We start from the raw sequence: 5,756 nt of genomic DNA, 5'->3' as shown, positions 1-5,756 counted from the left end.
GGCTTGCCATTCGCCATAGGTATTTTTCCCTGTTGCTTCATTCGTTGTCACTGTGCGTGTAAAGGTGACCGTGTCGACACTGTCTGGCGCGGCTTCTTTACCATCTTCATACACATAATGGATCATTCGCTTGACTTCTTTGGTCTCCGTAGATTCGACTATCTTTGGCGAGTACATGACAAATTCTTCAATATCTTCTGAATCGGCCTTTACATCGATAACTTCATCGATAAACTCCCTGTCTGTATAGTAGTTGACTATCTCTGGACTTTTGACTAAATCAAATATCATATCATCATCTCTTGCTTGCCATTCACCAAAGGTTTCTTCGCCAGTGGCTAGATTCGTCCTTACTTCTCGAGTAAATTCAACTGTGTCTACTTTATCTGGAGCAGCTTCTGTACCGTCTTCATGCAAATAGTGAATGACTCGTGCGACAATTTTTCTTTCCTCATTACTTTCTATTTTAGGATTATAGATATACGTGACCGTTTGCGGAACATTGCTAAAGACAATTTTTTCCTCTCCTTGAACTTCCTTCAATGTATAGTTAGGAATATCCTCAGGAACAACTTCAATTGAATCGCCAATATTTCCACCAGTCAATACATTAGGTGGCAATAATTCATTACCCTCTTCATCTAGGTAATTGACTGTGACTGGTGCTCCTTCAATAAACCGAGGCTGCCATACATAGGTGTCAGCCATCGTCGCGCCATCATAGGTCAACACTAGTTCCTCTGATTTTAATATATGTTCACCGTATGGCGCATCTATGGTGCCAGCCCCTACATTTTGCCAATAGCCGGTATAGTAACTGGAATGAAAACCATACATTCCACTAGGGTCAACTAAGTTCACTGGATAGGGATTGCTTGACCAATTGTTCCACCCAACAAAGCTGAATTTTGGTCCTAATGTTAATTCTCTTAGGTAGCGTACCTGTCCAAAAAATTCGTTCATCCCGGCACCTAAAGAATTTATAACACCGGAGCTATCAAAATTCGATAAATCTAATGTAGATCCGCTATAGCCATAAAACATACTATTCATCGTGGTCGCTTGACTCGTATCAAGATAAGTCAACCCAACAATCTCATTCAATTGAGAGGGTACAGTGCCATTGTGAGAGTAGCTCTCAAACAAACCTGCCACATCGGCTGGCAAAATGACGGGCGCAGTGAGAATAACTTTTTTTATGACCATGTTCTTAAGTTCGTCCGTTAAAGGAACCACTTGGTCCACCGCCGTTGTCAATGTACCTGCTCCTACGGTCAAAACTCCTTCAATATCTAATGTGGCTGGAGCGGTTCCCCAGTTACCTGACCAAAGGATATTTTCTGCTTCCGCTACTTTTGTTTTCGACTCCTCGTCAGATGTTGTACTGCTCTCAGTGGCTTCTGGCTCACTGGAGGATTCTGTCATCCGCTCTGTGGATGGTTCCACTTGATCTTCACTTGCTTGTGATGACTCTGTTGACCCTTGTTCCCCTGTACTTTCTACTACTTGGGTTTCTGAATCGACGGTTTCTTCACCTGTAGCTTGTTCGACTATTCCTTCTTGTTGTTCAGATATGAATTCATTTGTACTACGTGTTACTTCTTCTGTCGTTGAAGTGCTGATCGTTTTAGCTGCTGCCGGAACACTGATAATTGCTTGCGTGATCAATGGGCTGCCTAATATAAAAACAGAAGAACTAATCAGAATACGTGATAAAAGTTCTTTCTTCGCTGGTTTTTTCATTGCTTTTCCCTCTTTCAAATTAAGTAAATAAGATCAGCTACACTCTCTCCAATTAAAAAAAGCTGCCCATTGACAACTACTTCTTACATCTATGTAATACGTTCGCTGACTCATTCCTTATGACTGCATTATTGCATGGTTTTCAGGGACGAACACGACAATAATTGTCATGAATATGACAAAATAAGTCCTATTTTATAAAACGAAAATAAAGAATATGAATGATTGTGTCTCTGAAAGTGTGAACAAATTAAAGAAATATAGTTTAACTTACTTCCTAGAACTGGTTCACACTATGTTTACAAAGCGTTCGGAGTCCTAGTAAAAACTTTGGGTGTAACCGATCAATCCAATTAACTCGAAGGAAAAAATAGCTATATAGAGATACAAAAAAAGAGACTGGATATTCAGCCCCTTTTGTTTATCATTCTTATTCATAGAAACAGCCAAGACGCTCTTGATCTTCTCCCCTTATCCTACGGCTAACAAGCAAAAACATCGAAGCCCATTTTGATTTCTAGGTACTTACTTTCCCTGATCTTCCTTAAAAGCAATGGCATCGATTTGAAAAAGAATGCCTACCTCTCCAGAATGAGCGAAAGCTGTCTGAATTGATTTTCTAACTGGAAAATTCCCATGGAAGGTTTCTTTCAAGATCTTCTCCATCACTGGGATATCAAACACATCTTTAAAAAGTACATCCATTTGAACCACATTTGCAAATGTCAAATCGACTAATTTCAAACGTTCTTCTAAATGATTCAATGCCCCTACAATCTGTTGCTCTATTGGCTGCCCGATGTTCCCCACGCAATAGCCCACGAAAACAAAATTTCCCGCTTCAATCACACCTGAAAGTGCCCAGTCCTCATTGATATCGTATCGCTTCATTCGTTTTGTTTCCCCTTTCTATTTATTTTCATAATAAAAACCATGTCTGTTAATTGACTTGGTCATATTATTGCTTTTTTTGTCTTTGAGCGTCAATCCGTACATTCCAACTGATAAATTCCTACTCCACCGAAAAATGCAAGGAATGAGGGGTTGGGGCGATCAATGTCAGCCCGCACCTTTCTTTAAAGTAAGTCTTGCTGTCTTCTTTTGCCACTTGCAAGATTTCCGCTTCAGTAAAAGGCACAACACTGTCACTGCCTCGAAGCTCACTACACTCTAAAATAATCAAAATCTCTGCTTCAAGGGTATTGATTTTCGCAAGCTGTTCGAAAAAATTTTTTTGATTGATTTCTTGAATCGCCATGCGAATTTCTAAACAGTTTCTATGGATTTTTTCTTTGATTTTTCCATACTCATCTTTACTGAAAAGCCGTTCAGATTCCTCAATATAAAAGTTCAAATATTCTTGCAATGTGTGGATTTTAAATGGTTCCTCCATCTCCAGCACCTCCTGTATTTTAATGGTTGATTCTTATGTAAAATGATTTATTCCAGTCTTGTATGTCTGTATTATCACACGGTTTTTAGCTGGAAACGCGTCAATATGTGACTGATTAAATACAAAATACGTCCTGTTATATAAATACTGATTCTAGTTAGTACAGTTCATTTACATAATCACCTTTATCTCCGAACATACTTCGCAAGCTATAGAAGGTGTGACACTGTTGTTCAGCAAATTTCTATCCTCTGGCTATAAAGAAAAACAGGCAGTCCTCTCAGATTTGAGAATACTGCCTGTTTGCTGAATCTTGGGTAAATCAATCATTTTCATTGTATTTTTTATTGGAGGTATTCTGAAATGTTTCCACCGCTTCAATTAGTTCCAGCCACCGGTCACCGGTTGGAAAGCTATTCCACTTAAAAAATTGGACGTTTGGATTTTGGTCCAAAAAGGCTTGCCGATCAACTGGATAATCGGTCACCACAAAATCTGGTTTTTCTGAAACGAAAGCGAGGGTATAGCCAAACCAGCGTTTCAATCGTTCTTTTTGTCTGATTTCTTGAATTTTTCCAAATTTTGATTCATGAAAGATGCGGACTGTCGTTCGATCGATTTTTGCTACAATTGAAAGAAGCATGCTGTATTGAAAAAGCAGTCGATTATTGGAAGCATACATGGTAGTAAAAATTGGGGATTGTTGGGCTAACGATTGGTACATCTCCTGCACGAGTGGAAAAATTTTGGGAAAGACTCTGCGATAATCTTTATCCGTTGTCGTTTTTCCAAAAGCATCAATTTTATTTTTCGACGCAAAGAGGAGTGACACAGAATGAATGTTCAAGGCATTAACGAAAAGATACTCGATCTCCCCTTCAGGGACGAGAAAGATCTTCTGAGCAGTTTTTGCAAACAGTCTTGCTGTTGCAATTGATCCTTCCGAGAAGTGATCAACAACTCTTAGTTGGCTAGGAATCTCTTCAGGCAAATACGTCGTCATCACAGAAAACATATAATATAAGAAGAGAAACTCTGTTTCTGGAACGTCACTTAGAATCAAGTTAGCGTTTAGCAATGGTTTTATGAGCTCTTCTTTGAATTGCTCGTAGGAAATCGTGTGATGGACCATTTTCTTCATCTCTTGAGGAATCTCTTTTACCGGAAAACCTCTTTTAAAACGATAAAGACTTAGTGCAAGCAGTTGGATAAATTTTTCCTGATCGATACCACGATAAAAACTAGGATAACTTGTCAACTTCTCCTTCAATGCACGAACACTTTGCTTAGACAATCCAATATAACGCACATTCGTCGCATCATAGATCTGCCAATACATGATATGGAAAAAATGACGAATTCGGTATTCTTCCGCTACAAATAACGGTTTCTTTTTTAAATTCAATTTGATTTGATAATTCTCAAGAATCGTTTCTACTTCCTTGAGCTTTCTTTGAACCGTGCGATTACTGACATAATGTTGTTGGGCGGTTTCTTCCAAAGACACGTATTTATCACTAAAGAGTCTGTCTAAAATTTGAAATGGCATACTTTCTGCTAACATAACCGAATAGAATTTTGACAACAAAAAATTAGGCGCAAAATCAAGGGCTAGCTCCCTTCCTTCTCGCATGTCGATTTCAAAAAAAGGGTATGATTTTTGTAAGTCTCTTGCACGCTCAAAAACTAAAACGATTCTTCTTTTTGATAAATGCACATGATCCGCAAGGTCACTCAATAGTTCACGATCAATGGCATGTTCAAAAAAATACGCAAATAGCTCATAGACATCTTGATCCAATTTAGTTAAAAGAAATTTATACATAGTAATACCTCTTAACTTTAGTTTTACAGTAATTATACTCTTTTAAACGTACATTTTCATTTCCTAGGTGTTGATTCATTCGTTTCTCTCAATGAAACATTCTTGCTAAATAATTCTGTTATTCGAGATTGTCTTGGAATGTTAGTCTGATAAAGAATCAGAGTCTCAAATGATCAGAAATTCTTTGAGCTACTGGGAATAGTCAGATAAAATCCATTCAAAGATTAAGGAGACGAGGAAACTGTCCAATCCATCCTACAAAAAAGGAGTGGATCGCCCCACTCCATAAAAGGTTAACTTTTTAAACCAATCGTCCATTCTGGACATATTTTACTCTTTATAGAGAAGCTTTAATTCTCAGTTTTTCTTTTTCTTCGCCAAATTGCTAAGAAAGAAAATAGAACAATGATCGTTCCCAAAAAGCCCATGATTCGTTGACCTGTTAGTTGCTCTCCTGTGGCAGGTAATTTACTTTTCCCGTTGGTTTGTGTGTTGGTTTGTGTGTTCATTTGATTGTCTTTGTTTCCTGATTTATCCTCTTTTTCTGCTTCAGGGGTTTTGTTTTCTGATTCAGGCGTATCTGCTCCTGAATCATCCTCTGGTTTATTCTCTTTTTCAGCACCGTACACATAGATGACTTCTTGTGCGGTAGTACTGAACATCCCTTTGGCATTGCTTGGTATTTGAGAAACCGTCCAGCCTGAAAGTTCTTTGGCTTCACTCTCATACGGCAAACCTACTTTGCCGTTCAGAATCGTTGGTTCGGCTAACTGATTGCCTTCTGTATCTTCGTAT

The 5,756-nt window shown here is 38.4% G+C and carries 5 protein-coding genes; all 5 read right to left on the bottom strand.

All coding sequences use genetic code 11. The features are described from left to right. On the bottom strand, window positions 1-1,743 hold a 1,743-nt coding region (locus tag A5882_RS08420), incomplete at its 3' end, for a MucBP domain-containing protein (RefSeq protein WP_176462012.1). A gap of 525 nt (window positions 1,744-2,268) precedes the next feature. Next, entirely contained in the window at window positions 2,269-2,634 is a 366-nt protein-coding gene (locus A5882_RS08415) for a RidA family protein (RefSeq protein WP_086372654.1), read from the bottom strand. Between the two features lie 121 nt (window positions 2,635-2,755). Then, entirely contained in the window at window positions 2,756-3,136 is a 381-nt protein-coding gene (locus tag A5882_RS08410; RefSeq protein WP_008377151.1) for a hypothetical protein, read from the bottom strand. 322 nt (window positions 3,137-3,458) lie between these two features. Then, a complete protein-coding gene (locus tag A5882_RS08405) occupies window positions 3,459-4,961 on the bottom strand; it encodes a helix-turn-helix domain-containing protein (RefSeq protein ID WP_008377149.1) in 1,503 nt (500 codons plus the stop codon). 350 nt (window positions 4,962-5,311) lie between these two features. Continuing rightward, window positions 5,312-5,756: MucBP domain-containing protein (locus A5882_RS08400; protein ID WP_254908472.1), on the bottom strand; the 445-nt coding region annotated here is incomplete at its 5' end.

This window comes from Enterococcus sp. 4E1_DIV0656, assembly GCF_002140695.1.
Taxonomy (GTDB): domain Bacteria; phylum Bacillota; class Bacilli; order Lactobacillales; family Enterococcaceae; genus Enterococcus_D; species Enterococcus_D entomosocium.
The sequence above is the reverse complement of the archived record's forward strand: the minus strand, read 5'-3'. Positions and strand labels throughout refer to the sequence as shown.